Annotated in this window: 20 protein-coding genes and 1 pseudogene; 11 read left to right on the top strand and 10 right to left on the bottom strand. The window is 72.3% G+C overall.

The genetic code is table 11. From position 1 onward, the window contains the following. Window positions 1-6: 6 nt before the first annotated feature. Window positions 7-1257 (top strand): MFS transporter, encoded by a 1251-nt coding sequence (locus ACWCPW_RS16765; protein ID WP_449762286.1) that lies wholly within the window; start codon window positions 7-9, stop codon window positions 1255-1257. Window positions 1258-1269: 12 nt separating this feature from the next. Here ACWCPW_RS16765 and ACWCPW_RS16760 read toward each other — a convergent pair whose 3' ends face one another. The 5 genes and pseudogenes from ACWCPW_RS16760 to ACWCPW_RS16740 form a co-directional block, all read right to left on the bottom strand. Then, the gene (locus ACWCPW_RS16760; RefSeq protein WP_449762285.1) at window positions 1270-2454 is read right to left on the bottom strand and encodes an NAD(P)/FAD-dependent oxidoreductase; all 1185 of its coding nucleotides are present in this window, start codon (window positions 2452-2454) and stop codon (window positions 1270-1272) included. A 3-nt stretch (window positions 2455-2457) separates the two neighbouring features. Then, a complete protein-coding gene (locus ACWCPW_RS16755) occupies window positions 2458-2646 on the bottom strand; it encodes a ferredoxin (RefSeq protein ID WP_449762284.1) in 189 nt (62 codons plus the stop codon). Between the two features lie 107 nt (window positions 2647-2753). Further along, entirely contained in the window at window positions 2754-3608 is an 855-nt protein-coding gene (locus ACWCPW_RS16750; protein ID WP_449762283.1) for a fumarylacetoacetate hydrolase family protein, read from the bottom strand. Next, window positions 3605-4522 carry a DODA-type extradiol aromatic ring-opening family dioxygenase gene (locus tag ACWCPW_RS16745; RefSeq protein ID WP_449762282.1) on the bottom strand — a complete coding sequence of 306 codons (918 nt, stop codon included), beginning with the start codon at window positions 4520-4522 and terminating at the stop codon, window positions 3605-3607. Before ACWCPW_RS16745 ends, ACWCPW_RS16750 begins: the two co-directional genes overlap by 4 nt. A gap of 5 nt (window positions 4523-4527) precedes the next feature. After that, window positions 4528-5985, bottom strand: a pseudogene (locus tag ACWCPW_RS16740) (aldehyde dehydrogenase); the annotation flags it as partial. A gap of 291 nt (window positions 5986-6276) precedes the next feature. Here ACWCPW_RS16740 and ACWCPW_RS16735 point away from each other — a divergent pair. Then, window positions 6277-7758 (top strand): aldehyde dehydrogenase, encoded by a 1482-nt coding sequence (locus ACWCPW_RS16735; protein ID WP_449762281.1) that lies wholly within the window; start codon window positions 6277-6279, stop codon window positions 7756-7758. Between the two features lie 85 nt (window positions 7759-7843). Then, entirely contained in the window at window positions 7844-8560 is a 717-nt protein-coding gene (locus tag ACWCPW_RS16730) for a gamma-glutamyl-gamma-aminobutyrate hydrolase family protein (RefSeq protein ID WP_449762280.1), read from the top strand. A gap of 38 nt (window positions 8561-8598) precedes the next feature. Here the strand turns inward: ACWCPW_RS16730 and ACWCPW_RS16725 are convergent, their stop codons facing one another. After that, window positions 8599-10503, bottom strand: coding sequence for an alkyl/aryl-sulfatase (locus ACWCPW_RS16725; RefSeq protein ID WP_449762279.1), 1905 nt, complete (start codon window positions 10501-10503; stop codon window positions 8599-8601). 191 nt (window positions 10504-10694) lie between these two features. Beyond that, complete coding sequence (locus ACWCPW_RS16720; RefSeq protein ID WP_449762278.1) at window positions 10695-11267, bottom strand: MarR family winged helix-turn-helix transcriptional regulator; 573 nt, start codon at window positions 11265-11267, stop codon at window positions 10695-10697. Between the two features lie 164 nt (window positions 11268-11431). Between ACWCPW_RS16720 and ACWCPW_RS16715 the strand changes: the two genes are divergently transcribed. Further along, the gene (locus ACWCPW_RS16715; protein WP_449762277.1) at window positions 11432-12904 is read left to right on the top strand and encodes an APC family permease; all 1473 of its coding nucleotides are present in this window, start codon (window positions 11432-11434) and stop codon (window positions 12902-12904) included. Window positions 12905-13077: 173 nt separating this feature from the next. On the opposite strand, the gene ACWCPW_RS16710 is transcribed toward ACWCPW_RS16715, so the two are convergent. After that, the gene (locus ACWCPW_RS16710; RefSeq protein ID WP_449762276.1) at window positions 13078-13884 is read right to left on the bottom strand and encodes an acetoacetate decarboxylase family protein; all 807 of its coding nucleotides are present in this window, start codon (window positions 13882-13884) and stop codon (window positions 13078-13080) included. 251 nt (window positions 13885-14135) lie between these two features. Here ACWCPW_RS16710 and ACWCPW_RS16705 point away from each other — a divergent pair, with 251 nt between their 5' ends. The 6 genes from ACWCPW_RS16705 (at window position 14136) to ACWCPW_RS16680 (ending at window position 23435) form a co-directional block, all read left to right on the top strand. Then, window positions 14136-15494, top strand: a complete 1359-nt coding sequence (locus ACWCPW_RS16705) for a glutamine synthetase family protein (protein ID WP_449762275.1) — start codon at window positions 14136-14138, stop codon at window positions 15492-15494. 149 nt (window positions 15495-15643) lie between these two features. Continuing rightward, window positions 15644-16891, top strand: coding sequence for a cytochrome P450 (locus ACWCPW_RS16700; protein ID WP_449762371.1), 1248 nt, complete (start codon window positions 15644-15646; stop codon window positions 16889-16891). Between the two features lie 489 nt (window positions 16892-17380). Further along, window positions 17381-17560 (top strand): SCO0268 family class II lanthipeptide, encoded by a 180-nt coding sequence (lanA, locus tag ACWCPW_RS16695; RefSeq protein ID WP_395859213.1) that lies wholly within the window; start codon window positions 17381-17383, stop codon window positions 17558-17560. A gap of 199 nt (window positions 17561-17759) precedes the next feature. Then, on the top strand, window positions 17760-20951 hold the full coding sequence (locus ACWCPW_RS16690) for a lantibiotic dehydratase (RefSeq protein WP_449762274.1): 3192 nt from the start codon (window positions 17760-17762) through the stop codon (window positions 20949-20951). Beyond that, the gene (locus ACWCPW_RS16685) at window positions 20944-22299 is read left to right on the top strand and encodes a lanthionine synthetase C family protein (RefSeq protein ID WP_449762273.1); all 1356 of its coding nucleotides are present in this window, start codon (window positions 20944-20946) and stop codon (window positions 22297-22299) included. The genes ACWCPW_RS16690 and ACWCPW_RS16685 overlap by 8 nt, the downstream gene beginning before the upstream one ends. Window positions 22300-22460: 161 nt before the next feature. Then, window positions 22461-23435, top strand: a complete 975-nt coding sequence (locus ACWCPW_RS16680; protein WP_449762272.1) for a PI-PLC domain-containing protein — start codon at window positions 22461-22463, stop codon at window positions 23433-23435. Between the two features lie 273 nt (window positions 23436-23708). Here the strand turns inward: ACWCPW_RS16680 and ACWCPW_RS16675 are convergent, their stop codons facing one another. Next, window positions 23709-24407, bottom strand: coding sequence for an HU family DNA-binding protein (locus tag ACWCPW_RS16675; protein WP_449762271.1), 699 nt, complete (start codon window positions 24405-24407; stop codon window positions 23709-23711). A 711-nt stretch (window positions 24408-25118) separates the two neighbouring features. Continuing rightward, the gene (locus tag ACWCPW_RS16670; protein WP_449762370.1) at window positions 25119-25508 is read right to left on the bottom strand and encodes an MmcQ/YjbR family DNA-binding protein; all 390 of its coding nucleotides are present in this window, start codon (window positions 25506-25508) and stop codon (window positions 25119-25121) included. A gap of 107 nt (window positions 25509-25615) precedes the next feature. Here ACWCPW_RS16670 and ACWCPW_RS16665 point away from each other — a divergent pair, with 107 nt between their 5' ends. Continuing rightward, window positions 25616-26143, top strand: a complete 528-nt coding sequence (locus ACWCPW_RS16665) for a gamma carbonic anhydrase family protein (RefSeq protein WP_449762270.1) — start codon at window positions 25616-25618, stop codon at window positions 26141-26143. Window positions 26144-26267 lie beyond the last annotated feature (124 nt).

The following is a 26267-nucleotide window of genomic DNA, read 5'->3' as shown; positions in this document are numbered from 1 at the left end:
ATACCCATGTTTCGCGTTCGCGACGACTTCCGCCGAGCCCAGGTGGCGATCGCGGCCCTGTTCTGCTTCCTCGGGCTCCAGTACGCCACCTGGGCCTCGCGGCTGCCCGCGCTCAAGACGAAGCTCGACCTGAGCGAGGCCGAGGTCGGCCTGCTGCTGATGGCGTGCGGCGCGGGCGCGGCGGCCTCGTTCCCGCTCGTGGCGATCCTGACCAAGCGCCTGGGCTCCCGACTCCTCGCGCTGTTGTCCGCCTCGGTGCTCGGCCTGCTCCTGCTCGCGTTGGCCGCGGCACCGAACTATCCGGTGGCGTTGGTGATCATCTGCTGCGACGGGGTGGCCGTGGGGTGCCTCAACGTCGCCATGAACGCGCAGGGGGCCGCGCTCGAAGTCGCCCACCAGCGCACCGCGATGTCCCAACTGCACGCGACGTTCAGCGCCGGATCGTTGTGCGCCGCGCTGCTGGCGTCCGGGATGAACGCGGTGACGTCGAACCTGACCGCGCACTTCGCGGTGGCCTGCGTACTGCTGTCGCTGCTCCTGGGCTTCGCCCGGTCGGGCCTGTTGACCGAGGATCGGCCCGCGGAGCAGTCCGCCGCACCGGAGGAGTCGCCGGAGCGGAGCGGGCGCGGCTTGACCCTGCCGTCGCGGATCACCCTCTGGATGGGCTGCGCGATGGCGTTCGGCACGGTGACCGAGGGGGCGATGAACGACTGGTCCGCGCTCTACATGAAGGATGTCGCGCACGCGGCCTCGGAGGTGGCGCCGCTGGGCATCGCGGTGGTCTCGGTGATGATGGTGCTGGCCCGCGTGTTCGCCGACGGCTGGCGCAGCAGGTGGGGCGACGGCCGGATCGTCCGGGTCGGCAGCGCGCTGGCCGGGGCGGGGCTGGCGGTCGCACTGCTGGTCGGTGGCGTGGTGCCGGCGCTGATCGGCTTCGCCTGCGTCGGCCTGGGCATCGCGGCGGTGACCCCGTGCGTGTACGTCGCGGCGGCCCGGGCGGGCTCGGACGCGCTGGCCCTGGTCGCCGCCATGGGTACCACCGGCCTGCTGGCCGGACCGGCGCTGATCGGCTTCATCGCGAGCGGCAGCAGCCTGGTGTGGGGCATGGGCGCGGTGGCCGCCTCGGCGCTGCTGGTCTCGGTGTGCGCCACGCGGATCCGCTGGACCGGGCCGGGCGAGGGGGACCCGGTCGCGAAGGCCGTCGCGGCGGCCGAACCGGTCGCCGACGTCGAGCCGTTGACGGACGCCGGAGCCTGACGTGGACGCGGGTCAACCGACCAGCGCCCGGCGGTACTTCGTGGCCAACGCGACCGCCCTGCCGCCCAGCGCCACCACCCCGACCAGCGCGTCGTCCCGGTGGTAGCCGACCGCGCAGTCCCCGTCCCAGTCACCCTCCAGCAGGCGCACGTCCGCGCCCGCCACTCCTGGGGCACCGTGCGACTGGAGGCGCTCGTCGTACTGGTCCGACCAGAACGTCGGCAACGGCGCGAACGGCGTCGGATCGCAGGCCGTGCCGGCCAGGTGTGCGGCGAGCGTGCGGGCCGCACGTTTGGCGCTGTCGGTGGGCATGCTCCAGTGCTCGACCCGGCGCGGTACGTCGTCGTAGCGCGGATTGACGAACCGGGCCACGTCGCCCACGGCGACCACCTCGGGGCGGGACTCGACGCGCAGGAGCGGGTCACAGCGCACCCCGTCGTCGAGATCGAGGCCGTTCCCGGCCAGCCATTCGGTGTTCGGGATCGAGCCGACGGCCTCGACCACGACGTCGGCGGGCAGTTCCCGGCCGTCGTCCAGCAGCACGCCGGTGACGTACCGCTCCCCGGTCGACTCCCGGACGGTGCGGCCGAGTTCGAACCGCACGCCGCGGGCGGTATGCCGCCTGCGCAGCGCCGCGCCCAACTCGGCGCCGAGCGGGCGGTGCATCGGCTCCGCCTCGGGTCCCACCACCGTCACCCCGGCGCCGAGCGAGCGCGCGGTCGCGGCCACCTCGCAGCCGATGAAGCCCGCGCCCACGACCACCACCCGGCGGCCCGGGCCCAGTGCGGCGCGCAGGCGTCGCGCGTCGTCGAGGGTGCGCACGACGTGCCGTCCGAGCCGGGGCCCCGGGCAGGTCAACCGGCGTGGACGCAGGCCGGTGGCCACCACGAGGCCCGCGTACGACAACCACTCGCCGTCCGCGAGCCGGATCCTTCGGGCCGTCAGGTCGGCCGCGACGGCGGCCCGGCCGAGCCGCCAGTCCACGTCGGCGCAACTCGCCCGCGGGCGGAAGGCGAGCGAGGCGTGCGAGACCCCGCCCGCGAGCGCGTCCTTGGACAGCGGCGGCCGGTTGTACGGCATGTGCGGCTCGTCGCCGACGACGGTGATCCCGCCGGTCCAGCCGGCCGCGCGCAGTTGTTCGGCGGCACGCAGACCGCCCATGGAGGCGCCCACCACGACGACCCGGGCAGCGGTCACGGTTCAGTCCTCGATCGTGATGGCCTGGAGCGGGCACACGTCGGCGGCCTCTTCGACCGCTTCGCGCAGCGCCTCGTCCGGTTCGCCGACGAACTCCAGTCGCCCGGCGGCGTTGATCCGGAATACCTCGGGCGCGGAGAACACGCACTGCCCGTGGTCCTGGCAGCGGTCCATGTCGACGACGACCTTCACGGTGTGGTCCCTTCTTCCGATCGATGGGGAGGTGGGTGGCGGGAAGCGGATCGGCGCGCGGGCGGGTCGCGGGGCGGGTCGCGGAGGGCGCGCGGGCACGATCCCGGTCAGCGCCGGGGCGCCCGGATGCCGCGGAACTCCCAGTCGCCGCCCAGCGCGGTGGAGAGCACCTCTTCGGACTCCGTGGGCTGGGCACCGCAGTCGGTACGGATCGGGGTGGGGCCGGTGACGATGTGATTGGTGAGTCGGCCCAGGCCTTCCGCCTCGACCTCGACCACGTCCCCCGGCCGCACCGGACGCGAGCCGGCCGGCGTACCCGACAGCAGCACGTCGCCGGGGTTCAGCGTGATCGTGCGGGCGATATCGGCGACGAGGTAGTGCATGTCCCACTCCATCTCGTCGGTCGAACCCTCCTGCACCACCTCGCCGTTGACGTAGGTGCGCAGCGCCTTGCCGCGGAAGTCCCAGCCCTCGACCAGGCCCGGGCCCAACGGGCACAGCGTGTCCGAGCCCTTGACCCGCAACATCGAACCCGCGTCGGTGTCCCGGAAGTCGTGCAGGCCGTAGTCGTTGGCCACCGTGTAGCCGCGGATGAAGGCGCCCGCGTCGGCGGGGGCGATGTTGCGACAGGTGCGGCCGATCACGATGGCGATCTCGCCCTCGTAGTTGAGGTATTTGCAGCCGTCCGGGCGCACGATCGCGCCGCCGTGGGCGTTCAGCGACGACGTGGGCTTGTGGAAGTAGGTCGGCGCGGACGGCAGCGAGGTGCCGAATTCGGCCACCCGGCTGCGGTGGTTGAGGTGTACGGCGATGATCTTGCCGGGCTCGACCGGCGGCAGGTGCCGGGCATCGGCGGTCTTGGTCATTCGGCCGTCCGCGGCAACCAACTCAGCGCCCTCGTGGACGACTTCGACGATCGCGCCGTCGAGCAGGATGCGACGGTACTCGGTGGTGCGGCTCATGTGGTGGGTCCTTGGCTGCCGGGGGTCGGACCGGCGGACGCGGTCCAGCCGTCGAGGGGTCGGTCGAACCAGACGTGGGCCTGGCCGGTGCCGGTGGCGTTCTCGTAGTCGCCGACCAGCCGGCCGGGCGCGGTGCAGCGTTCCTCGCCGAGCGCGCCGAGCATCATCAGGTAGTGCCCGAAGCGGGCCTCGGGCTTGTGGCGCAGGAACTCCGGCATGCCCGCGAGCACGCTCGCGTGGTCGCCGCGTTCCATCCAGGCGATCCGCTGTTCGTCGGCGGCGCGGGCCTGCGGGGTGCGCACGTGGACCGGGTCGGACGCCTCGTGGGCGCGCAGTTCGCGCAGGTTCCAGAAGGTGTGCGAGAAGGCGCCGGAGGCGACCAGCAACACCTTGCGATCGGTGGCCGCGATGCCGTCGGCGAGCGCGCGCCCGAGCCGCAGGTTGTCCTCGACGTCCGCGGTCTGGCAGCAGCCGATGCCCATCCAGCGCTTGCCGGGCACGCCGAGGTGGTGCCACAGGTTGACGGTGGCGTAGTGGATCGGCAGGTACGGGTCCCCGATCGGGGTGATCCAGGTGCCGTGTCGGTCGGCGAAGCCGGCGGTGGCGTGCGCCAGTTCCGGATCGCCGGGGAAGTCGTAGGGGATCTGCCGCATGCCGCGCGGCAGTTCCTCGGAGGTGTACAGCCCGCTGCGCCGCGGTTGCGCGGCGATCACGTACTCGACGGTGGTCGCCCAGTGCGAGTCGAAGACCACGACGGTGTCGTAGTCGAGCCGCTCGAACACCTCGGCGCGCAGCTCGGCCAGGGCCGGGACCAGGCTGATCTCCTTGCCCTCGTTGAGCTCGTGGCGGACCTCGCTCGGCAGCATGATGGTGGGCGAGTGGGCCAGGATGCCCGCGCCGACGATCTCGCCCATGGTCAGCGCCACCCGTTCGGCGCCGTGACGGTGTTCTTCACGTCGCAGTAGAAGTCGAAGCTCCAGGTGCCGCCCTCGCGGCCGACGCCGGATTGCCGGGAGCCGCCGAACGGGGCGCGCAGGTCCCGGACGAAGAAGCAGTTGACCCACACCGTCCCGGCGACGAGTTCCCCGCCGACCCGCGTCGCGCGTTCGCGATCTCCGGTCACCAGCGTCGCGGCGAGCCCGAATCGGGTGTCGTTGGCGAGCCTGATCGCCTCGGCCTCGGTGGTGAAGGTCTGCAGGGTCAGCACCGGGCCGAAGACCTCCTCCTGGACGATCTCGCCGTCCTGGGCGACGTCGGTGAGCAGGGTGGGTCGGTAGTACAGGCCGCCGAGGTCGGTGTCGCGCCCGCCGCCGAGCAGGGCCTTGGCGCCGGCGTCGAGCGCGCGGCGGACGAAGCCGTCCACCCGGTCCACGTGTTCGGCGTGGATGTTGGGACCGACGTCGGTGGCCGGGTCGCGCGGGTCGCCCTGGACCAGGGTGCGCGCCCTGGCCAGGAAGCGGGTGGTGAACTCGGCGGCGATCGAGGCGTCCACGAGCAGCCGGGTGGCGGCCAGACAGACCTGGCCGGCGTTGTCGTACTGTTCGACCGCGAGTTCGACGGCCAACTCGAGGTCGGCGTCGGCGAAGACCAACAGTGGTGACTTGCCGCCCAGTTCGAGGCTGACCGGGGTCAGATTGGCGGCGGCCGCGGCACCGATGTGGCGGGCGGTGGGCACCGAACCGGTGAAGCTGATCCGACGCACGTCCGGGTGGGCGGTCAGCGCGGCGCCGACCTCCTCGCCGTAGCCCTGGACCACGTTGAACACCCCGGCCGGCAGGCCCGCCTCGGCGGTGATGTCGGCGAGCAGCGACGCGGTCAGCGGCGTCCACTCGGCGGCCTTGAGCACGACGGTGTTGCCCGCCGCGAGCGCCGGCGCGATCTTCCAGGTGGCCAGCATCAGCGGCGCGTTCCACGGCGTGATCAGTACGCACGGCCCGGCGGCGTCCCACGAGACGTGGTTGTCGTGGCCCCGGGTCTCGAAGTCGTCGTGGCGCAACTGCCCGGTGAGCCAGTCCGCGAAGAAGCGGAAGTTGTGCGCGACGCGCGGCATCACCCCGCGCAGGTGCGAGCGCAGCAGCGCGCCGTTGTCGGTGGTCTCCACGATCGCCAGCTCGGCGAGCCGGGCCTCGACCCCGTCGGCGATGGCGTGCAGGAGGCGGGCGCGCTCGGCGGGCGTGGTCGCGGCCCAGGCCGGGAACGCGGCGCGGGCGGCGGCGACGGCGGCGTCCGCCTCGGCGCGGCCGGCCCGGGCGATCTCGCCGATGACGGTGCCGTTGATGGGCGAGACGTCGGTGAAGGTGTCCGAAGACCCGACGCGCTCGCCACCGATCCAGTGCCGGGTGTCGACGCGGACGCCCGCAACGGTGACCTCGGTCATGTGGATAACCCTCCCAATCGTTTGACCCCAAACAATCTAGCCGGCCGCGATCGGGACGGTCAAGGGGTGCGCGCGGACCCGCCCCGGTTCCCGATGCCCGGGTTCGCGGGGGCCGGCCCCGCACCCCCGACGCCCGGCTTCACGGAGTCGGCCGCGTACTCCCGACGTCCGGGCGCGCGGGGCCGGCCCCGCGTTCCCACACCCGGACCCCGGGACCGCGTCGCATTCCCCGCACCCGGCTTCCGTTGTATCGTTTGCTCCCAAACAATCTCGTCGGCGAAAGCGGGCAGCATGTTGCGGCTCTCCCACCAGGACTGGCTCGAACGGGCGGCGCGGCTGCGCCCGGTGACCGTCCATCACATCGACGGCGCCGACCACGCCGGCGACGGCGACACGTTCACCGTGATCGCACCGCGCGACGGGACACCGCTCGCCGACGTGGCGCGGGCCGGGCGGCGCGAGGTGGACCTGGCCGTGGCCGCCGCCCGCCGCGCCTTCGACACCGGGGCCTGGCCCCGACTCGCGCCCGCCGAGCGCGGCCGCGCGCTGATCCGGTTCGCGGACTCGATCCAGGCGCACCGCGAGGAACTCGCGCTGACCATCGCGCTGGAGATGGGCAAGCCGGTCACCGAGGCGTACACCATCGAACTGCGCGCGGTGGCGGCCTGCTTCCGCTGGTACGGCGAGATCGCCGACAAACTGGTCGACGAGGCGCCGCAGACCGCCTCGGACGCGCTCGCGCTGGTCACCCGGGAGCCGGTCGGCGTGGTCGCGGCCGTCGTCCCGTGGAACTTCCCGCTCACCATGGCCGCCTGGAAGGTCGCCCCCGCGCTCGCGGCCGGCTGTACGGTCGTGCTCAAGCCCGCCGAGCAGTCACCGCTGTCCGCGCTGCGCCTGGGCCGGCTCGCCGCCGAGGCCGGCCTGCCGCCGGGCGTCTTGAACGTGGTCGCGGGCGAGGGCCCCACCGCCGGCCGCGCGCTCGGCCTGCACCCGGACGTCGACGTGCTCGCGTTCACCGGCTCGACCGCGGTCGGCCGACACTTCCTGCGCTACGCGGCCGACTCCAATCTCAAACGGGTCTGGCTCGAACTGGGCGGCAAGTCGCCGAACATCGTGCTGCCCGACGCCGACCCGCTCGCCGCCGCGGCGAGCGCGGCGTGGGGCGTCTTCTTCAACCAGGGCGAGATGTGCACCGCGCCGTCCCGCCTGCTCGTGCACTCCTCGATCGCGGACCGGGTGACGGACGCGGTGGTCGAGCGGGCCCGGGCCCTGCGTGTCGGCGACCCGCTCGACCCGGCCACCACCATGGGCGCGCTGGTGAGCGCGGAGCACCTGGTCCGGGTCCGCGAGCACATCGCCCGCGCGCACGCGGCGGGCGCCCGGCTGCGCACCGGCGGGGCGCGGTTGGAGCGGGCCGGCCACTACCTGGAGCCCACCGTGTTCGACCGGGTCGCCCCGGACATGGCGCCGGCCCGCGAGGAGGTGTTCGGACCGGTGCTCGCGGTGCTGACCTTCGACACCGAGGACGAGGCGATCCGGCTCGCCAACGCGAGCGAGTACGGCCTCGCGGCAGGCCTGTGGACCACGAACCTGTCCGCCGCGCACCGGATCTCGCGCGCGCTGCGGGCGGGCACCGTATGGGTCAACTGCTACGAGGAGGGCGGCCTGAACGTACCCTTCGGCGGCGTCAAACAGTCCGGCCACGGACGGGACAAGTCGCTGCACGCGCTGGAGAAGTACACCGACCTGAAGACCACCTGGATCGCGCTGTGACCCGCGGCCCTCGCCGTCCCCGAAGCGACCGACGCCCACACCGCCGCCACCGCCCCCACCGCCCCCGAGACCCGCGGAGCCCGCTGTGATCCGTCCGTTGATCGCGCTGCCGTGCCGGTTCGCGGCCACCACGTCCGCGCTTCGCCACGCCGCCGAGGTGACCGCCCGAGCCCTGGCCGAGGCGGTGTACGCGGCGGGCGGCGAGCCGTTCATGATGCATCCGGCCGAACCGGACGAGGCCGCGTCCCGCCTGTCCCGCGCGGACGGCCTGCTGCTGCCCGGCGGCGGCGACCTGGCACCGAGCAGCTACGGCGCGCGCACCGTGCACGGCGAGGTGTACGACGTCGACGCCGTACAGGACGCCTTCGACCTCGCCGCCGCCCGGTACGCCCTCGCCGTCGGCCTGCCCACCCTGGCCGTGTGCCGCGGCCTCCAGGTGGTCAACGTGGCCCTGGGCGGCACCCTCACCCAGGACATGCCCGTCCACCACCGCCACGTGATCCACCCGGTGATCCTCACCCCCGACTCGGCCACCGCCCGCGCCGCCGGCACCACCGAACTCGACGCCTCCTGCTACCACCACCAGGCGGTGGAACGCCTGGCCCCCGGCCTCCGCGTCACCGGCACCTCCCCCGACGGCACCATCGAAGCCCTCGAACCCACCACCCCCACCGGTTGGTTCGTAGCCGTCCAATGGCACCCCGAAGACACCGCCCGCACCACCCCGGCCCAACAATCCCTCTTCGACACCCTCACCGAGTCGGCCCACCGATACGCCGGCCGGACTCCTTCACCGGCCTGAGCCCGAGCGGCCCGGGCGCGGAACCGGGAGTCCGCGGGTCACGGGGTGACGATGGGGAAATTCGGGTCGAAGGTGTCCAGGAGGGAGGCGAGGGAGGGCAGGAGGGACTTGTCGCCGGTGAGGGTGATCGTGCCGGAGTCGGCCAGGGCGTGGGCGCTGTCGGGCTCGAGGAGGGTGGCGACCAGGGCGGGCTTGGGGCCGGTGACGGTGAGCGCGGCGTCGGGGGACGCGCCGGGGCGGGCGTTGAGTACTCCTCGGCGCACCCACATGGTCCAGGTCCGGTCGAGATCGGTGAAGTGGAAGTCGATGCGCAGGTCCGCGTCCGCCGCCTTGTCGCCGATCACGTGCACGGCCACGAAGTCGAAGAGGATGTCGATCGGCATCGCCAGGATGGTGTCCGGGCTCGCTGACGCGAAGGTGGCGGGTCGGACGCCCTCGCGCAGTTCGCGGGCCGCGGTCAACAGGATGCCGCGCCACTGCGGGCCCTCGGCCTGGTAGCCCAACTGCTCGTAGGCGTCCGCCTGGAGGTCCCGCGCGACGTGGTTGTCGGGATCGGCGAACACCAGGGTGTGCAGGATCTGCGCGGCCCAGCGGTAGTCCGCGGCCGCGAAGGCCCGCCGCCCCTCCTCGACGATCCTCTCCGCACCGATCAGGTCGACGAAGCGCCGCGCGGTCTCCACCGGCGGATGCGGGTACAGCGAGACCGGGTCGCCGTCCCACATGCCCAACTCCTTGGTGTACACCGCCCGTACGTCGTGGTGGAGTGTGCCGTGGTAGCCCCGGTTGTACCATTTGCGGCCGAGTTCCTCGGGCAGTTCGATCAGTTCGGCCGCCTCCAGCGGGGTGTGGCCCTTGTTGGCCAAGCGCAACGCCTGGTCGTGCAGGTACTTGTAGGTGTCGCGCTGGGACTCCAGGAAGGCCGTCACCGCGGCGTTCTCCCACACCGGCCAGGTGTGCGGGCCGTAGTGCACCCGGACGTCGTCGCCCCAGCGCTGGAGCGTCTCGTCCAGGTAGCGGGCGAAGTTGCGCGCGTCCCGGGTCCGCGCCCCGCGCAGCGTCTGGATGTTGTGCAGCGCGTGGTTGGCGTTCTCCGCGCAGGTCAGCGCGCCCAGTTCGGGGATCCAGATGTGCATCTCCTCGGGCGCCTCGGTGTCCGGCGCGTACAGGAACTCGAAGGTCAGCCCGGCCAGGTCGCGCCGGGTCCCGGTCTCGGTGATCGGGTCGGTGGGGGAGAGGTAGGAGATGGTGACGCCGGGGACGGTGGTGATGCCGATCCCGCACGTGACGCAGCCGGTCGGGGACAGATCCAGCAGGCTGCCGAACGCGTAGCCCGCACGGCGCGACATCGCGTTGCCGGCGATCACGTTCTCACCGATCGCGTGCTTGTCGAACGAGGCGATCGTGCCCGGCGCGATGATCGGCACCTTGCCCGACGCGACCTGTTCGGCGCTCAGCACGCCCTTGACCCCGCCGTAGTGGTCGATGTGGGTGTGCGTGTAGATCACCGCGGCGACCGGTTTGTCGCCGACGTGCGCGTGGATCATCGCCATCGCCTGGGTCGCGGCCTCGACCGAGGCCATGCAGTCGATCACCACCAGTGCGTCGTCACCCTCGATCACGGTGAGGTTGGCGATGTCGTTGTTGCGGACCTGGAAGACGCGGTCCGCGACCCGGTACAACCCGCCCTTGCGGATCAGTTGGGACTGCCGCCACAGGCTCGGATGCACGGTGTCCGGCGCCGGCGCGTCGTCGGCGATGTAGTCGAACCGTGCCGCGTCGAAGATGACCCGCCCGTCGGCGCCGTGGAGTCGGTCCGGGAGCGGGGCGATGAAGCCGCGTTCGGCGTCGGCGAAGTCCTGCCGGTCGTCCATGGCGTAACGGGCGACGGCCGCGCGATTGGCCTCGGCGGTCGCCCGGGTGGCGGGCTTGGGCGCGGGGGACATGATCGTTCTCCTGTCCACGACGGCGAGGGGCCGGACACCCCCGAACCGAGGACGGCGCACATGCCCGACCGATCCACACTCGCCCGCCGGCCGACCTCTCGCAACGCGACCGGCGTCGCGGACACCCTGTGCCCATCGGCGATCACACCCGGACACGGACCCGCGCGTCGGGACCGGCCCGTGATCGCGGTTCAGCCCTTCGCGCGCCGCCCGCCGCGGCGGGGTTTGGGGGCGCCGCCGGCCAGCAGGTCCTGGCGGCGCTCCTCGCCCTTGGCCTCCAGGCGGGCCACGATGCGGCGCAGCGAGTCGGCGAGGGTCAGGCACTCGTCCGCGCTCAGGTCGTCGGTGACGAAGGCCTCCTCGGCGTTGAACGCCGGGAAGACCCTGGCCATCAGGTCCTCGCCGGCGGGGGTCAGCGAGAGCAGGACGAGCCGCCCGTCGGTGGCGTGCGCGGCGCGGGCGAGCAGGCCGCGGGTCTCCAGCGTGCGGGCGACCCCGGTGAGCGTGCCCTTGGAGATGCCCGCCTCCTCGGCGACGTGTCGGGTCTCGCTCTCGCCCCAGATCCACACCTCCCACAGCACGGTGAACGCGGTCCAGGTCAACTCGGCGTCGCGCAGCACCGAGTTCTCCAGGTGCTGGCGCACCGCGGCGGCCGCGCGGTAGATGTTCGACACCGCGGCCATCTGCTCGCGCCGCAGCGGGATGTCGCCCAGGCGCGCCTGGACGGCTTTCTCCGTTTCGGTGATGGACCGCTTGCCGACCACGTGCTCCGCCTTCTTCGTCGTTCGCGTCCGAGGGTGACCCGTTACGCCTTCCGCACCCCGAAATCTAGCCCTTGTGGGGACCTGTTTGCATCCGTACGATCAACGGCACCCGCAGATCGTACGGGCCCAAACGAATGGGTTCCCGCCCCTCGGAGGCGCCGGGCATGGCATCCAGACAAGCGTCGACGACCAGCACCAGCACCAGCACCAGCGACCCCGAAGCCGCCCCCGCACGCGGTTCGCTCGGCGTCGCGCACATCGTGTTCTTCGTGGTGGCGGCCTCCGCCCCGCTCACCGTCGCCGCCGGCGGCATCCCGCAGAGCCTCGCGGTCACCGGCACCTCGGGAATCCCCGCGGTCTACCTCGTACTGGCCGCCCTGCTCGCGATCTTCAGCGTCGGCTACGCCGCGATGAGCCGACGGATCACCGGCGCCGGCGCGTTCTACGCGTACGTCGCCCAGGGCCTGGGCCGGGCCGCCGGACTGGGCGCAGCGTTCGTGGCGCTGATCTCCTACAACGCGATGCAGATCGGCATCTACGGCCTGTTCGGCTTCACCACCGCCGACTTCCTGGACGCCAAGCTCGGGTGGCACGTGGAGTGGTGGGTGGTGGTCCTGGTCGGCATCGTGGTCGTGGGCGTGCTGGGCTACCTGCGGATCGACCTCAACGCCCGGGTGTTGGCCGCGCTGCTGATCGCCGAGACGGCGACCGTGCTCGTCTTCGACATCGGCGCGTTCACCCAGGCGCCGGACGGCATCTCGCCGCACCCGTTCTCCTGGGACGCGCTGACCTCGGGCTCGATGGGCGCGGCGTTCTGTTTCGTGATGGCGTCCTTCACCGGCTTCGAGTCGGCCGCGATCTACGGCGAGGAGTGCGTGGATCCCAAGCGCACCGTGGCCCGCGCGACGTACGTGTCGGTCGGCGTGATCGGCGTGTTGTACGCGCTCACCGCGTGGGCCCTGATGAGCGGCGCCGGTACCGACAAGGCGGTGGACGCGGCGACCGAACACGGGCCGAACCTGATCTTCGTCCTGGGCGGCGACCGGATCGGCTCGGGCTTCGCGGACCTGGCCCAGGTGTTTCTGATCACCAGCCTGTTCGCGGCGCTGCTGTCCTTCCACAACGCGGTCGCGCGCTACTTCTTCGCGCTGGGCCGCGAGGGTGTGCTGCCCACCGCGCTGGGCCGGACCCACCCGCGCACCGACTCGCCGCACCTGGGCTCGGCCACCCAGACCGCGCTCGCCGCCGCGGTGGTGATCCTGTTCGCCGTGCTCGACCGCGACCCGATGGCGACGCTGTTCAACTGGTTCACCAACCTGGGCGCGCTGGGCGTACTGCTGTTGCTGGTGCTGACCTCGCTCGCGGTGGTCGCGTTCTTCGCGCGCGACGGCGCCGACGGCGAGAGCGCGTGGAGTCGGCTGATCGCGCCGGCCGGATCCGCGCTGCTGCTCGCGGCGGTGTTCGTCGCCGCGCTGGACAACTTCGGCGTGCTGCTGGGCGTCGACTCCGGCTCGGCGCTGCGCTGGGTGTTGCCCGCGCTGGTGCTCGGCGCGGGCGTGCTCGGCGCGCTGTTCGCGCTGTACCTGCGCGCGGCCCGGCCGGGCGTGTACGCGGGCATCGGACGCGGCCGGAGCTGACCACGCGCACACCCGTGCGCGGCCGGAACCGAACGCGTACGCGCTCGCGCCTGGCCGGAGTCGAACGCGCACGCACTTACGCGCGACCGGGGCCGAACGCGCACGCACGAGGGCCCGAGCACCGGATCGCGGTGCTCGGGCCCTCGTGCGCGTACCGCGCCCCGCACGGCGCCCTACGCCGCGCCCGAGCCGCCGCTCGCCAGGAGCGTGCCGCCGTTCCAGACCACGCCGACCTGGCGGTAGTACGCGCCGATCACCTCGCGCACCTCCAGTCGGGCCAGTTCCTCGGTGGGCGCCTCGAACAGGGTCAACTCCGCGTCGCCCGCCCAGGCCCCGCCGCCCTCGGCGGACTCCGCGCCGGTGGCCACGAGTTCGTCCAGGGCCAGGCCCTTGCCCGGTTCGATCGAGGGCAACCAGCGGTGGTGCGCCATCGGGTGCCCGTTGACGAAGCCGTTGGTCGGCGACGGCTCGCGCAGCGTCACCACGGCCTCGGCCAGCCGCCGGTCGGCGGCGGCGAGCGTGGCGCCGAACATCGCGCCGGCCTCGATCCGCGGCGCCGGGCCGTACGGGTGCGGCCGGGTCTGGTGGATCGACCCGAGCTTCTTCGGATAGCCCTGGTGCAGGCCGCGCGCGATGGCGAAGTCCTTGTCGACCCAGATGTACACGCAGCGCGAGTAGGTCACCCCCGCGTACCGGCAGCGCACCACCGCGAAGCACTCCTTGTACTGCCCGCGCACCGGGTCGAGCAGTTCCGCGCCCGTGGTCGAGCAGGACTGCCAGTCGGCCCAGATCAGCGCCACCGCGCCCGGGTCCTCGTCGGCGAGTGACAGTTGCGGCGGCAGCAGTTCGGCGACCCGCGCGGGGTCGGTGCGGTACTCGATGGTGAGCAGGTCGCCCGAGTACCGCCACGGCGGCGCCGGAATCATCGAGGACCGGCCCGTGCCGGTCTTGGGGTGGAAGAAACCGTGTACACCGGTCATGGCGACTCCCTCGAAGCACGGTGCGGCCCGGAACGGGTTCGGAGCCGATAGGTCGTTTGGGTCCGTACGATATGCCTCCCGTCGCTCGTTGTCACGCGCGTGCGACCACCCGCCGACACCCGCCCCGCCTCCCGCCGCCACGCGCGCAAAGGCTTGCCCCAAACCCTTGTGCGCCACCGGCGACCTCCATATGGTTTGGGCTCAAACGAATCGGCCGTCCTGCCGCCGCCCGTCTGTGCGAGGAGAAACCGGTGAATCCATCAGCAGTGGACCGGGCCCGCGACGTCGTCGCCGACCTGAAGGCGCGGGGCATCGACGTGGTCCGGATCGCCTACCCGGACCTGATCGGCACCGATCGCGGGCGCGACGTGCTGGTGGACCACCTGCCCTCGGTGTGCGCCCACGGCCTTGCCTTCTGTCGGGCGGTCTTCCACACCACCCCACAGGGGCAGACCGTCCCGGTGGCCGGCGGCATCGACGCGGGCCTGCCGGACATCTGCGTGTTCCCGGACCTGGACACCCTCGTCGCGATCCCGTGGGAGCCCGGAGTCGCGTGGTGCCTGGGCGATACCACGGACCCGGCGACCGGCCGGCTCGCCGCCGAGGCGCCGCGCTCGCTGCTGCGCGACGTGCTGACCCGGATGGCCGACGAGGTGGGCCTGCGGCCGGTGGTCGGGCCCGAGTTGGAGTACTTCCTGTGCGAGCCGGACCCGGCCCGTCCGGGCGGTTGGCGGCGCTACGGCGACGCCCCGGGCAACGTGTACGTGGCCGGCCGACGCGGCGACCCGGACGGACACCTGCTGCGCACGCTGCGCGGCCTGGGCGCGCTGGGCATCGGCGCCACCACCGGCAACCACGAGTACTGCTCCGGCCAGTTCGAGATCAACCTGGACCACTCGCCCGCGCTCGACGCCGCCGACCGGGCCTTCCGCTTCAAGGCCTCGATCAAGGAACTCGCGCGCCGGGAGGGCCGGTTGGCCACCTTCATGGCCAAGCCCTTCAACGACGAGGGCGGCTCCGGCTTCCACCTGCACCTGAGCTGCCTGGACCCGGACGACGCCAACGCCTTCGACGACCCGACCGGCCCGCACGGCCTGTCCCCCGCCGCGCACCACGCGATCGGCGGCGTCCTGGCACACGCGCCCGCGCTCGCCGCGCTGCTGAACCCGACGGTCAACTCGTACAAGCGGTTCGGCCCGGACACCCTCGCGCCGTGGCTGATCGACTGGGGCCCGGACAACCGCAGCGCGATGGTGCGGATACCGCCCGAACGCGGCACCGGCACCCGCCTGGAGGTCCGGCTCGGCGACGCGAGCGCCAATCCGTACCTGGCCGTCGCCGGTCTGCTCGCCGCCGTGCACCTGGGCCTGCGCGAGAAGACGACTCCGCCGCCGCCGTTGCGGGGCTACGGCTACGACAGCGCCAAGGCGCCGATCCTGCCCGCGACGCTGACCGAGGCGCTGGACGCGTTCGAGGCCGACACCGCGCTCACCGCGCTGCTGGGCGCGGACTTCGCCGACGCGTTCCTGACCTACAAACGCGACGAGGTCACCCGCTTCCGCCGGCACGTCACCGACTGGGAGTTCACCGAGTACGCCTACCACCTCTGAGCCCGCCGGCGCCGCCGCGCCCGCGCACCCCGCGCACCGCGCCGCCCCGCGGACCCGCCGATCCGCGCCGCCGCGCCCGCACCCCGCCGATCCCCCCGCGAGGAGTCTTCGTGAGCACCCCCACCACCGCCGCCGCGGTCCCCGAGCCGATGCCCCTCGACGAGATCGACCTCGCCGACAACGACCGTTTCCTGGACGGCGAAACGCCCTGGCGGATGTTCCACACGCTGCGCCGCGAGGACCCCGTGCACTGGCAGCCGGAACCGGCCCCCAACAGCGGCTTCTGGGCACTGACCCGGCACGCGGACATCGTCGCCGTCGACCGCGACCCGGACACCTTCACCTCCACGCGGTTCACCAACCTCGAGGAGGTCGACGACTCGCAGATCGCCATCCGCCGCTCGCTGCTGGAGACCGACGGGCTGCGCCACACCGCGCTACGCAAGCTGCTCCGGAAGCAGTTCACCCCGCGCGCGATCGCCGACTACGGCACGTTCCTGCGCGGACTCACCGCCCGCACGCTGGACACCGCGCTGGCCAAGGGCACCTTCGACTTCGTGCACGAGGTCAGTGCCGACTTCCCGATCAACGTGCTGGCCAAGATGCTGGACGTGCCCGGCGAGGACACCGGGAAGCTGATCGACTGGGGCAACCGGATCATCGGCAACACCGACCCGGACTACGCGGACGTGCTCCTGGAGAGCAGCGAGAGCGAGCGCTACCGCGACCTGCCCTTCCGCAGCCCCGCCTCGTTGGAAGTCTTCCAGTACGGAAGGGAGTTGGCCGCCAAACGGCGCGGCGGCGAAGGCACGGACCTGGTCAGCCGACTGGTCAACCAGGCCCCCTCGGACGGTGTCCCGCTGTCCGGACACGACTTCGACAACTACTTCCTGCTGCTGGTGGTGGCCGGCAACGAGACCACCCGGCACGCCATCTCGCTCTCGATGCTCGCGCTGCTGCGCAACCCGGGGCAGTTGGAGCTGCTGCGGGAGAACCTCGCGCTGATGCCGGACGCGGTCGAGGAGTTCCTGCGCTGGGCCTCCCCCGTCTACCACTTCCGCCGCACCGCGACACGCGACACCGACCTGGGCGGCAAGTCGATCCGCGCGGGCGACAAGGTGGTGCTGTGGTTCGCCTCGGGCAACCGGGACGAGGCGGTGTTCGAGAACCCGTACGACTTCGACGTCACCCGCCGCCACGTCGACCACGTCACCTTCGGCAAGGGCGGCCCGCACTTCTGCCTCGGCAACGCGCTCGCCCGCCTGGAGATGCGCGTCATGTTCGAGGAACTCCTGCCGCGCATCGCCGACATCCGCCTGGCGGGCGAGGTCCGCCGGGTGCGGTCCAACTTCGTCAACGGCATCAAGGAACTCCCGGTGACGGTGACCCTGGCGTAGGTCGCGGCCAGGGCCGGTGCCGGAACCGGGCCCGGACCCGGACCCGAAGCCGGAGCCGGAGCCGGAGCCGGAGCCTGCGGCCCGAACGGCGCCGAATCGCTCCCGAAGATCATTTCCGATTCGGTCCGGCGGAGCATTCGAACGCCTTGAACGGAAAGATACGGCGAGCGCCGAAAAATTGCCGAGTGGAATGTTCGCGACGCAGAAGGTGTCGACGAAATCGGTTAACGGTAATTCACCGGCCGACCTCGTCGAGGCGAAGGCAACCCCCTCGTGAAGAAGCCGGACGAGCCCACGCCCGCCCGGCATCCTTGCAGGGTAGGAGCCTGGTCACGGATTCCGCAGGGAGATTTCCAGCCGCTCCGAATGGCCAATAATCGTTCTTGTTCGGCCGCCTATTCAACGCTTAGCGTCCTCCCCGAGATCAAACAGATCTCCTCGAATCGCAGCGCCCACCAAAGCATTGCGACCGATATCGCGGGAGTTGTCATGAACGACAAGATTCTGCTCGAAGAAACCACCGAGACGCGCGACTTCGCCGACCTGGACCTCGACGTCCGCATCGCGGACGGCGAGCTGGAGGCGTCCGCCTTCGGCTCGGCCGGCGGTGGCTGGACGTCGCCGAGCACGTACGGTGTGCAGTCGCGCTGTCCGATCTGCTGCGCCTGACCTGTACTTCCGGGGGCGGGCGGGTCTGCCCGCCCCCGGGTGTCAACCTCCGGCGAGAGCCGCTCACACGGGCATGGGGTCGGTGCGGAACACGGTGCGACACTCCGAGCGGAATGCCGAGCGCGAAGACGGTCCGAACACTGGCCGACACGACGCGCCGAACAGCGAATACGAACCGGCCGGGCTCGTCTTCGTGCGCATGGCGAGTGTGCCGCGCGCGGACACAGACCCGGGCCCGGACCGCGTCGAGCCGGTCGTGGACACGGCCGACGCGCACACCCTCGAGGGACTGCGGCGGATCACCGCCGACCCGCTGCTGCGCGAGGCCGTCAGGGTCGCCAGCGGCAGTCTGTCCGCCGCCCTGGACCGGATCGACGAGGGCATCGACCCCGGCCCGAAGCGGCTGGCCGGCACCGCGCTGTCGGTGACCCGGTACGCGCTGCGGATGGCCGGCCGACCCACCCCGTTCGGCCTGTTCGCGGGCGTGACCGCGGCCCGTCTGGGCGCGTCCGCCCAGGTGAGCGTGCGCGGCCCCGGTGACAAGGCGGTCCGCCTGGACGCCGGTCGACTCGACGAGCGGGTCCGGGACTGGCTCGCCGCCCCCGAGATCCGAGGCCGCGTCGACGTGCTGCTCAACGACCTGTGCCGGGTGCGCGGCGACCGCCTGGTGCTGACCGGGCCCGAACGCGAGATCTCGGTCCGACACAGCCCCCTGATCGCGCACCTGCGCACGATCGCGACCCACCCCGTCCCGTACGAGACCCTGCTCGACCGGGTCGGCGAGGCCTTCCCCGGCGCGCCGCGCGATCGCCTCGACGCCTCGGTGGCGCAACTGCTGCGGCACGGCTTCCTGCTCAGTTCGATCACCCCGCACCGCCTGGACGACGCGCTGCTCGATCGTATCGACGCCGCCGTCGAGGAAATGCCGGACGTGGCAAGGGAGTTCCGGGCGACCCGGGCCGCCGTGCGCGAGTACGAGAAGGCCCGGCCCGGCGAAGGCACCGCGCCCTGGCGCCGGTTGATGACCCTGGTCGATCCGCACACGAACGCCGCCCATCCGCCGATCCAGGTGGACCTGCGGATGGACGCCGAACTCACCCTGCCCCGGGCCGTGGCCGAGGAGGCGAGCACCTACGCCGGCGCGATGTGGGCCCTGTCCGACGCGTGGGTCACCCACGAACACATGCGCGACTACCGCAACCGCTTCGTCGAGCGGTACGGCACCACCCGCACCGTGCCGCTGGCCGAACTCGTCGACCCACACCGCGGCCTGGGCTTCCCGACCGGCTACGGCGAACGCCTCGCCGTGGGCGACCGGCCGACCACCGGCTACCGGCCCGGCCGCGACCGACGGGTACTGACCGCCGAACTGGTCCAGGACGCCCTGCTGCGCGACGATCGCGAACTGCGGCTCACGCCGGAGCTGATCGACCGGCTGGCCGACACCGCACAGTCCGAGCACGGCGAGCCCGCCGCGCCGCCGAACTCGCTCGATCTGTGCTTCCAACTGCTCGCGCACGACGTCGCCGCCTTGGACCGGGGCCGGTTCAAGCTGGTCGCCACCCCGCACGCGGGCTCGTGGGTGGCCGGCTCGATGGCCGGCCGCTTCGCCGAACTCACGGACAGTACCGCCGAGTTGGCCAAGCTGGTGCGCGCCGCGGCGGACCCCGGCACGCTGCCCGCCCAGGTGACGTTCCGGCCGCACACCGCCCGTGCGCTGAACATGATCCAGGTACCCGAACTGCTGCCCCACCAGATCCCGGTCGGGGTGTACGCCGATCGGCGCGATCCGCACTGTCTGGACTGGCGCGCGTTGCTCGTGGGCGTCGACGCCCACGGTCTGACGCTGACTTCGGCCGAGACCGGACAACGTGTGATGCCCGTGGTGCCGCACATGCTGGCGCTGGATCGCGAGGCGCCCAAGGTGGTCCGGCTGATGGTGGACATCGTCTTCGGCCGGTCCCGGACCTGGACCGGCTGGGACTGGGCGGGTCTGGAGGCGCTGCCGCTGCTGCCCCGGGTGAGCTTCGGCCGGGTCGTCGCCGCGCCGCGCCGCTGGACCCCGGACCACGCGATGCGCGCGGCGGTCGAGGATCCGCGCGAGTTCGACCGCGCGCTGCGCGAATGGAGCGATCGGTACGGCGTGCCGGACCGGGTCCAGGTGGTGCACTGGGATCGGGTCTACGGGCTCGACCTGGGTGAGTCCTGGCACCGCACGCTGCTGCGCCACGAGGTGCGCAAGGGCCGGCTCGCCCTGTTCGAGGACCTGACCGAGGACGGTCGCGGCTTCGGCTGGGCCGACGGGCACGGCACCGAGGTGGTCGTCCCGCTGACCCGCCGACCCGAGGCCGGGACCGCGACCGCGACGGCGACGGCGACGGCGACGGCCGGACCCGCCGACGCCGACTACCGTCTGCCGGGCGAGGACTGGCTGTTCGCGAAGCTGTACGCGACCTCGGACACGCACGACGAGCTGCTCCGGGTGCACCTGCCCGCGCTGCTCGCCGAGGTCGGGGAGCGGGTCGACCGCTGGTTCTTCATCCGCTACGTGGACCCCGAACCGCACATCCGGATCCGGCTGCACGGCGATCCGGCGGCGCTGGCCGAGCGCGTGCTGCCGGAACTGGCGCGACGCGTACGGGCGATGCGCGAGGCGGGCGCGATCCGCACGATGGCGCTGGACGTGTACGAGCCGGAGACCGAACGCTACGGCGGGCCGGACGCGTTGGCCGCGGCCGAGCGCCTGTTCACGCTGGACAGCAGGTCGGCGCTGGCCCAACTGGGCCTGCGGGCGCGCGGCGCGCTCGCGGTGCCGGACGAGGTGCTGATCGCGGTCAACCACGCACTGCTCCTGGAGAGTCTGGGCGACTGGGACTGGCCCTCGTGGGTGCGGTACGCGTTCGCCAAGGAACCCGACCAGAGCGCGTTCCGCCGGCATCGCGCCCTGGTCCGGGAGCTGATCCGGCCGGGCCGCACGGCCGCGGCGGTCGGCGAGCGCCTGGGCGTCCCGGCGCTCGCCGAGTTGTGGTCCCGGCCGCCGTACGGCCGGGCGTACGGGGAGATCGTGCTGTCCGACGCGGGCCGCCGTCCGGCCGGTGCCGCGCACGAGAACGCCGTACTCGGGCTGTTGCACATGCAGCACAACCGGCTGCTCGGCATCGACCGGGCGGGCGAACAGCGCGGCTACACGATCCTGCGCGGCATCGCGTGCGACCACCTGGGCCGGCTCGCGCACGCGCCGGCGCGGACCGGTACCGCGCACCCGGGCGCCGCCGGCTCCACTGCCGCGCACGCGGGTGCGGGTGCGCGATCGAGCGTCGAGAACGCGGCGGGCGCCACCACGGGTTCCGGTGCCGCGAACGACACGGAGAGGGGCGGTCGGGATGGCTGAGCCGACGGCGGCCGGCGGCACGGCGGTCGGCACGACCGCCGAACCCCGCCACGCGGGGCGGGCGCGGGTGATCGTGGCCCGGGTCTTGGACCGGCTGGCCGATCCGGCGGCCGTCGCCGCCGACACCGAGGTGCTGGCCGGCGCCTCGCGGGACGGCGGCGAGCAGCCGCTGTGGACGGACCTGTCGCTCTCCAGCGGGTTCCCCGGCGTCTCCCTGGCCTTCAGCGGCAGCACCAGGCGCGCTCCCGGGCACGCCGAACGCGCGCACGCCCACCTGGCTCGGGCGATGGCCGTACTGGCCCGGGAGCGCTTCCCCGCGGGCGGCATCTTCACCGGACCGGGGTCGGTCGCCTTCGCCACCCTGGTCGCGCACCGGGCGACCGGCGGGTACGTGAGCGCGCTGACCCGGATGGACGAGCACCAGCGCCGGGTGGTCCGGGCAGCCCTGCCGCGCCCGCGCACCAACGCACCGCTCGCCACCAACGGCGAGTTCGAGACCGTGCGCGGACTGACCGGGATCGGCCGCTACCTGCTGGCCCGCGACGCCGACGGCGACGAGTTGCGGATGGTGCTGTCCCACCTGGTCGGGCTGGCCGAAGGCGAGATCCTCCACCGCGGTCGCAAGGTGCCGCGCTGGTGGACCCTGGCGGCGCCCAAGCTGGGCCAGGAGGTCGAGATGCCCGCCGGGCATCTGAACCTGGGCCTGTCGCACGGCGTCGCGGGACCGCTGGCCTTGCTCGCGCTGACCTGGCGCGCGGGCGTACGGGTACCGGGCCAACACGCCGCGATCGAGCGGCTGGTGGCGCTGCTGGCCGGATGCGCGGTCCCCGCCGGCGACGGCCTGTGGTGGCCGGCGTATCGCACCCTGGAGCAGTGGGCGTCCGAGCCCGACCCCGACTCCCCGGCGCAGCGCCCGTCCTGGTGCTACGGCGTCCCCGGGGTCTCGCGCGCGGTGCAGTTGGCGGCGCTCGCCCTCGACCGGCCCGACTGGCACGAACTCACCCGCCGTTCGTTGTCCGGTCTGCTCGGCACGCCGATCACGGAGTGGGGCATCGACGATCCGGCGCTGTGCCACGGCTGGGGCGGACTGTTGCACCTGCTCGGTTTGCTGGCCGAGCACCTGGACGACGCCCGACTGCCCGCCGTCCGGGACGAGTTGGCCGCGTTGGTGCTCGCCCGATATCGCGACGAGTACCGCTTCGGCTTCCGCTCGACGATGACCCGCGTCGCGCGGGGCGTGGACGTACCGGCGTTCCTGGAGGGCGCGGCGGGTGTCGTGCTCGCCCTGGACGCGTACGCCGAGGGTCGCCCGACGGCGGGCTGGGATCAGGCGCTCCTGGTGGTGTGACGCCGGTGCGCGGAGAGGGGTCAAAAGCCGGATGGTCCCGTGTACGTTCCCCTGCCATGGACTCTTCCAGCGGTATATCGGCCGCTCCACCCGGATCCGGCGGACCTCCTCGGTCCTCCGGCGGATCCCGCCCGGCGGGCCGGCCCCGGAACGCGCTTCTGGTGGTCGTGCTCGCCCTCCTGGCCGCCCTCGTCCCGTCCGCGGCCTCCGTCGCCACGACCACCCGTGCCACCGCGGCCACCCTCACCGCCGCGGAGCAACGGTGGGGCAACGACCGTCTCGACCAGGTCACTTCGCTGACCACGCACAACTCGTTCACCAACTACGAGGATTCGCGGTGGTCCTCGGTCAACCAGTCCGAGTCGGTGCGCGGGCAGTTGGATCGCGGCGTGCGCGGGCTGATGCTCGACACGCACTGGTACGAATACAGCACCGGCCTGTGCGTCATCAGCTTCGGCAGCGACTGCTACCCGAGCGACGTGTACCTGTGTCACGGCGACTGCAAGGCGTTCGCGGGGGTGACCTACGCGCTGCCCCGGCAGAGCTTCGCGGCGACCATGCAGACCGTGGTGGACTTCCTGAACGCGAATCCGCTGGAGGTGGTGACCGTGTTCCTGGAGGACTACGTCGACACCGATCGGCTGCGTCGGTCCCTGGAGCGGGTGCGCGGGCTGCCGGAGCTGCTGTTCCGGCCGGACACCGCCGGGGTGCGGGACAGCGGCTGGCCGAGGGTGGCGGACCTGGTCACCGCGAACAAACGGCTGCTGGTGTTCTCCGACAAGCCCGGCAAGGAGCGCCTGGGGGTGATGTACGACAAGGACTGGACCGTGCAGAACTACTGGAGTCTGGGCGACCTGGGCAACGACCTGGCCTGCACGAGTCGATGGTCGGACGTGCCGCTGAACCGGACCGAGCCGGGCTTTCGTCGGTTGTTCGCGATGAGCCACTTCCGCAATGTGCCGACGATCGGGACGGCCGCCCTGGACAACGGGACCAAGCTGCGTGATCGCATCGCACAACAGTGCGGGACGGCCGCGGGCCGAAGCCCGAACTTCGTCGCCGTGGACTTCCATCGGCAATCCGACGGGAGCGGGCATTCGCCGGCATCGATCGTCGCGGAGCTGAACGCGGGCTGAGCGGGCCGGCGGATCAGGGCCGTACGGGTGACCGGGCTCGTACGCATGGGCCCGACCCGCACGAATGGGCGAGTCGGGGCGGTCGGGCGGGCCGAGGCGGACGGGCGGCCGAGGCGGACGGGCTCCGACGGCGGCGTTGACCGGCGACACGAGTGTGCCGGGCGAACCGCCGTCGGAACGCTCCGTCGGGACCTCCGAGGCGTTCCGTCACGGCGCCCCCGGTCGGACCGCCCGGCGCGGGCGGTCCGACCATCGCATCCGACCGGGTGGTCCTCAGGCGCGCTTGGCGGTGCGAGCGCTGGTCGTGCGCTTGGCCGCGGTCGTCTTGCGGCCGGGCGTGCTGCGGCTGGTGGGCTTGGCGGTGGTCTTCTTGGCGGTGGTCTTCTTCGCCGTCGCCTTCGCGGTGGTCTTCTTGGCGGTGGTCTTCTTGGCGGTGGTCTTCTTCGCCGCGGTCGTCTTCGCGGCCGTGGTCTTCGCGGCCGCCCTGGGGGTGGCCTTCTTCGCCGCGGTCTTGCGGGCCGGGGCGGCGGTCTTGGCCGCGGTGGCCCGCGTGGTCGCCTTCTTGGCGGTCTTCTTGGCGGTGGCCTTCTTCGCGGTGGTCTTCTTCGCCGCGGCCTTCTTGCCCGCGACGGTGGTACCGCCGGTCACCGTGCCCGGCGAGGCCTTCTTGATCGCGGTCTCGCCCCGGGTCAGCTTCTTGGCGCCGCCGGTGAGGTCCTTGAAGCCCTGGCCGGGGCGGAAGCGCGGCACGGAGGTCTTCTTGACCCGAACCCGTTCGCCCGTCTGGGGGTTACGGGCGTACCGGGCGGCGCGCTCGACCTTCTCGAACGAGCCGAAGCCGGTGACCGAGACCCGGTCCCCGGCGACGACCGAACGGATGATGGTGTCCAGGACCGCGTCGACCGCTTCCTCGGCCGCAGCCCGGCCGCCGAGCTTGTCGGCGATGGCTTCGACGAGTTGTGCCTTGTTCATGAGACGCCTTTCGTGGTGCGGGGGTACCGATCGCTTTCGACCGGCCGGACCATCCGACCGATCGGGTCGAACGCCGTTGCGCCAGTACCCATTTCCATGACTGTAACTCTCCGTCACACGGGGGGCATTTCGAACCGCAGCAAAGTAGCGCTCGAAACACCCCCTTGGATCAACGACGGGGGCCCGTGCGGAGATCCGCGCAACGCTTCACAAATCCTGGTGTCCGGTCCCGATGTTGACCGAGCGAGGGGCGGTTTCCCCTTGTGGCACAAGGCCCGAGGCGGTGCGGACGGGTGGTGATCCCGGCCCGGCGGCGGCCTTCGGGGGGTGCGGTAATCGGGAAATACGCGCCGACTCGCGCATCCGCCGAACGGATTTCGCGCATTCGGCGTGGCAACGGCCGTTCGTGGCCCTGATCCGCGCCCCGAGCCGCCGGCAACTCACCGAATCCGACCCACAATCGATCGCCCGCGCCCCGCGCCCTCCACAACCGCCGGACAACGCCGGAATCGGCTGTCGCCGGACCTGCCGCGACTGCCCGAAAGGGCCTTTGACGTGCACCGATACCGGTCCGCCGGATACCCGGCCGAACCGCCGAAAGGCGCGCTCCGAAGCCCGGCGAGCGAATCGGCCGTCGCCGGCCGGATTCCGCACCGCTCGGCACGCCGCGCACGGCCCGCCGGCCCCGGCTTTTCGGCTCCCCAGGGTCGCCTAGACCCCTTCCGGCCGCTGACCCGGCCAGTCCAGTTTCAGGCGTTGCAGCTTCGGCAGTTGGGCGACCACGAGGTCGTACGAGTCCTCGATCAGATCGCGCACCAGCGTTTCCGGCAGCGAGCCGTCCAGGATCACGGTGTTCCAGTGCCGCTTGTTCAGGTGGTAGCCGGCCTCGATCGCCGGGTGCTCGGCACGCAGCCGGATCGCCAGTTCCGGGTCGCACTTCAGGCTCACCCGCAACGGCTCCGGGTCGGTCAGCGCCGAGAACGCGAAGATCTTGCCGCCCACCTTGAACGTGGACAGGTCCGGATTGCGCCCGAACGGAAACTCCTCCACGGCCCCGTTGAACCCGAGGCACATCCCCCGGAGCCGCTCCGCGCCCATCATCGGCAACCCCTGCTTGTCGACCATCCCGCCAGTATGGCGCCCATCCACCGCACTAAAGTGCGACCGCGACGGGCCCGACCGAGGTCCATCCGCCGAGGAGGAGGACCATGACGAACCCGCTGATCGCCGCGGTGGGCGATCGGGAACCGCAGATCGACCCCGGCGCCTTCGTGGCCCTGAACGCGACGGTGATCGGTGCCGTCACCCTCGCCGCCGGCGCGAGCGTCTGGTACGGCGCGGTGCTGCGCGGCGACGCCGAATCGATCGTGGTGGGCCCGGACACCAACATCCAGGACAACTGCACCGTGCACAGCGACCCGGAGTTCCCGACCGCGATCGGCGCCCGCGTGTCCGTCGGCCACAACGCGGTGCTGCACGGCTGCACGATCGAGGACGACGTCCTGGTCGGGATGAACTCCACCGTCCTGAACGGCGCGCACATCGGCGCGGGGGCCCTGGTCGCCGCCGGTGCCGTGGTCCCCCAGGGCATGCGGGTGCCGCCCGGCGTGCTGGTGGCGGGCGTACCGGCCAAGATCAAGCGCGAACTCACCGAGGACGAGCGCGCCGGCATCAAGGTCAACGGTGCGGGATACCTGTTCCTGGCCCGGGCCCACGGCGAGATCACCCCGCGCTGACGTCGTCCGCCGAGGTCTGCCGAGGTCCGCTCCGGCTTCGCCGAACCCCGCCGGGTTCGGCGGAGTTCGCGCGTCGGCACACGCTCCGCGTCCCGGTGTTCCGCGGACCGTGTCGAGGAACACC

The organism is Embleya sp. NPDC001921, assembly GCF_053594475.1.
The sequence above is the reverse complement of the archived record's forward strand: the minus strand, read 5'-3'. Positions and strand labels throughout refer to the sequence as shown.